Source organism: Microcoleus sp. OTE_8_concoct_300, from assembly GCF_031383065.1.
In the GTDB taxonomy this organism is placed as follows: Bacteria; Cyanobacteriota; Cyanobacteriia; order Cyanobacteriales; family Microcoleaceae; genus Microcoleus.
In genome coordinates, this window is sequence record NZ_JANMZH010000625.1 from 1 (window position 1) to 1,552 (window position 1,552).

Genomic DNA, 1,552 nt, shown 5'->3' on the forward strand with positions numbered 1-1,552 from the left:
GGCGGCCCAAGGAAGCAGCGACAATTCCCTTGCCGATACTGGAAACCACGCCGCCGGTCACAAACACAAATTTGCTCATAGGATTTTCGACTTTAGATGCTTCAATGTCAGGTCAGACTCAAATGTGACATAGGTAATCCAGAAGGGCAACCACGGGGGATTGCCCCTACACCCCTTTGACCAATCTCATTGACGATTGTTATGTGCTTGCAACCAAGCTGTCAAATCTGACAAAGTGGCAAAGTCTAATACAGCCTCTCCTAAACTCTCTAATTCCTCAACGGATAACTGACTTATACAGGCTTGGATATCCGGCGACAGTGCGCCTACACTACGTTCCAACTGGCGAGTAATTAATCGCAAATTCCCTTGTTTGATACCTTGCTCGATACCTTGCTCGATACCTTGTTCGATTCCTTGTTCGATACCTTGTTCGATACCTTGTGCAAGGGCTATTTTGGTAGCTAGACTAATGGAGCCACGCTGGTCTTGAATGAAGATTTCTCGCTTATCTAAATCCTCTAGTTCCTGAGCATTTAGATTCGCGGTACTGGCAATTTTAAAAGCCTGTTTCAGTTCCTGTACATTTCCCAATTCTTCTGGAACAGACTGTAAAGCTTGAGCTGTTTTCATGAAGTATATCCACTTATCTGTCAAGGTTTCTAATTCATCTAGTCCCTTGTTGAATTTTGGTAACTCCACAAACACCAGCTCAAATTGATCCGCTAGATAATCTACTAAAAATGTCTTTTCTTTGAAGATGAAGTGCGAAATCACTGTGTCCATGTTCTCAAACATTTTAAAATCTGTAATTGTCAGAGCAATCACAGGGTTTAAATTGCTGTAGCCACTTCCTGTGCTTAGCTGCATTGAATAAGTTTTAGTTGCATTATACAAAACCCGCTGCTGAAAGTATTCTACATTCAAAACCTGCATTTCAATAATCACAGTTTTGTCACCAGTAATCTTGGCTTTAACATCCAAGTAAGTATCTTTGATTCCTTTAATGTTTGGAGCTAAATAGGGGTCGATAATTTCTAAATCTTCGATAACTGGCTGTGCTTCGTAGAGGAGAGCATTTAAGAAACTAATCAAAATGTCTTTACTGTCATCCGAGCCAAAGATTTTTTTAAAGGCAAAGTCGGTTTTGGGGTTGATAAAATTCATGGTAATTACAATTTATTAGAATTTGAGGGGTTTCGGTTAGAGCTATTTAACTGTCGTCTAACTTAATTATACAATCTTGCAGGTTGGGCTCGATCGCCCGTTGGCGAAGCCCTCGAAGAGGATCAACCAAACCGACTGGTTGTTACAGCCGGAGAGTCATTTTTCCCAGAAAGCTAACTCAGGAACGTTTTGCAAAGGGTAAAGTCATGGTAGAGAAAGCACCTCAAGTCTGCTAAAAAAACAGCTATGAAGTTTGTCTGCGTTCTATCCCCCCAACGGTTGCTTTCTGCTGGTATCGCATTGCTCGCTGCGATCGAGTGTGGCGCGTGGCTCGCTCCAGATGCGGCGCGGGCAAAAGCTCCTGGGGAAAATTATTCGTCTCTGT

2 protein-coding genes are annotated in these 1,552 nt (G+C 42.5%); both read right to left on the minus strand.

Annotated elements, in window-relative coordinates; all coding sequences use genetic code 11:
- Positions 1 to 79 (minus strand): hypothetical protein (locus tag ACUVJL_RS28585; protein WP_445248936.1); only part of this gene is annotated, 79 nt, incomplete at its 3' end.
- A gap of 107 nt (positions 80 to 186) precedes the next feature.
- A complete protein-coding gene (locus ACUVJL_RS28590) occupies positions 187 to 1,167 on the minus strand; it encodes an Rpn family recombination-promoting nuclease/putative transposase (protein WP_445248937.1) in 981 nt (326 codons plus the stop codon).
- Positions 1,168 to 1,552: the final 385 nt, after the last annotated feature.